Source organism: Cypionkella sp. (genome assembly GCF_036782355.1).
Taxonomy (GTDB): Bacteria; Pseudomonadota; Alphaproteobacteria; order Rhodobacterales; family Rhodobacteraceae; genus Cypionkella.
Genome location: NZ_DAIPZF010000074.1, coordinates 1 through 2141, shown reverse-complemented (window position 1 = coordinate 2141; position 2141 = coordinate 1). Strand labels below are relative to the sequence as shown.

Genomic DNA, 2141 nt, shown 5'->3' with positions numbered 1-2141 from the left:
GATAGCAATGAAAGCCACGGCAGCGATGACCACGGCGATGATCACTGACTGAAATAGAATAGCCCCGATCTCTCACATCCAAAGAGGGTCGGGGACAGTCTGCCTTGGGAAGTTGAAACGAACAAGTTTCACCCTCTGAAATGCGGCGGTTTCGGCTTGGCTAAAGCTGCACCGCAGGGCTATGGGCATGCTGATGGAGGGCTGCAAGTGTCTGAGCCCACAGCGGGGGCAGGCCTTGCAGCTGCTGCATCGCTTCAGGTGCCGCGCCAGATTTACACAGCGTCTCTATTTCGCGTAGATTTTGGGTGAAGGCCTTTGCCCCGAACATTGCCGCCGAGCCAGACAGGCGGTGGATCTCGCGTCGCAGCACCTCGAGCGGCAGCGGGTTTGCCGGGTCAAGCAATACTGCAAGCTGGCCTTCGACTTGTTTGATAAAATCCTGCATCAGGCTTTGCGACAGGCTTTCCCCCATAGTTTCGTAAAGCTCCGCCAGCATGTGCAGATCCAATAAATCTTCGGTCCGATGCACGCGCGAAGTGGTGGGGGCAGGGGCTGGGTGGCAATAGCTGGCCAAAATCTGTGTCAGCGCCGCTCCGGTGACCGGTTTGACCAAGACTTCTTGCATCCCCGCCGCCTTAAAGCGCTCCACCTCGTCGGTCAGCGCATGTGCGGTCAGCGCGATGATCGAGACCGAATTGCAGGGGCCCCCGCCGTCGCGGATGGCGCGTGTCGCGGCCATGCCATCCATCCGCGGCATCGAAATATCCATAAAAATCAAATCGAATTTTGTCTCCGAGGCCCGCCGCACGCCGTCTTCGCCATCCACGGCCTCCACAACGTTATGGCCATGTTTTATCAGCATTTCCCGCACAACAAGTCGGTTGATGGCATTGTCTTCGACCACAAGAATGCTGCCGCCGCGGGCCAAAGTTTGCGGCAGGGCGCGCGCGGCTTCAGGCTGGACGGGCAATTCTTGCGCGCTTAGCGTGCTGACATTGGGCAAGGCAATGCGAAAGGTGCTGCCCTGACCCTTGCGGCTTTCGACGGCGATTGCCCCCCCCAAATTCTCGACAATCCGCCGCGTGATGCCAAGACCCAAGCCTGTGCCGCCTTGGGCGCGGGTATAGCTGGGATCAAGCGTGACAAAATCTTCAAAAATCCGCTCAAGATCGGCGGGATCAATTCCCACGCCACTATCTGTGACGGCAAAGCGCAGGGTTTTTTCCGTGGCCTCATAGTCAACCGAGACGGTTATCTCGCCGTTTTGGGTGAATTTCACCGCATTTCCGATCAGGTTCAGCAGGATCTGGCGCAGCTGAAAATCATCAAGCTCGACCAGATGCGGCACCACTTCTGAAACCTGAAGCTGAAGGGTGTTTTGATTGCTTTTGCTGTTAGGGCTCTGATTCGCGATGATTTCTGCGACCAGTTGTGCGATGTTTACTGCGCTGCGCTGGATCGGCATTTTGCCGCTTTCCAGCCGCGCAATGTTCAAGACGTCATTGACATGATGCAGCAACAGCTTGCCCGAATCCTGCATCACCCCCAGCAGACCAACTTGGCGCGGCGACAGGCTGGTGTCTTGCATCAATTCCAACGTGCCCAACATGCCGTTCAGCGGCGTGCGCATCTCGTGGCTCATCACTGCCAGCAGCTCTGCCTTTGCCTTCTCTCCCGCCAAAGCCCGATCGCGCGCGGCAACCAATTCCTGCTCGGCTGCGATTTCAGCGGAAAGGTCGCGGATGAAAGAGATGAAAATCATCCCCTCGGTGTCTTCAGATTGCGCAATCGAAAGCTCGACGGGAAATTCGCTTAGCTCGCTGTTCAGCGCCGTCATGCGCACGCGGCCTTTGCCGACCACAAGCGGCGCTTCGCCGCGCTGCATCCTCCGCATGCCCGCGGCATGGGCGGCAAGAAATCGGGCCGGCACAATCAACTCCGAAAGGGGCCTGCCAAGCGTCTGGGCCCGGCTGTAGCCAAATATCCGCTCGGCCGCTGGGTTGAATTCCAACACCCGTCCTTGCGGATCGGCCACGATCACCGCATCCAAGGCATTGTCCACAATGGATTTAATGCGTTTCAAAGAAAGCTCGACCTCGCGCGCATGGCGCTGCGACAGCCTGCCGAAATGCAGCAATAAC

General features: G+C 57.9%; 1 protein-coding gene. It reads right to left on the bottom strand.

The genetic code is table 11. The features are described 5' to 3' along the window. Nucleotides 1–160 precede the first annotated feature (160 nt). Nucleotides 161–2141, bottom strand: a 1981-nt coding sequence (locus tag V7Q10_RS15550) for a PAS domain-containing hybrid sensor histidine kinase/response regulator (protein ID WP_333870049.1), incomplete at its 5' end; no start/stop codon positions are given.